The 255-nt window shown below is 56.1% G+C and carries 1 rRNA gene; it reads right to left on the minus strand.

The features are described from left to right. Window positions 1–255, minus strand: a 16S ribosomal RNA gene (locus UJ203_RS20850); the annotation flags it as partial.

Genomic DNA, 255 nt, shown 5'->3' on the forward strand with positions numbered 1-255 from the left:
CCGTCAGACTTTCGTCCATTGCGGAAGATTCCCTACTGCTGCCTCCCGTAGGAGTCTGGGCCGTGTCTCAGTCCCAGTGTGGCCGATCACCCTCTCAGGTCGGCTACGCATCGTTGCCTTGGTGAGCTGTTACCTCACCAACTAGCTAATGCGCCGCGGGTCCATCTGTAAGTGGTAGCCGAAGCCACCTTTTATGTTTGAACCATGCGGTTCAAACAAGCATCCGGTATTAGCCCCGGTTTCCCGGAGTTATCC

Source organism: Bacillus sp. V26 (genome assembly GCF_034296245.1).
Classification (GTDB): domain Bacteria; phylum Bacillota; class Bacilli; order Bacillales; family Bacillaceae; genus Bacillus; species Bacillus halotolerans.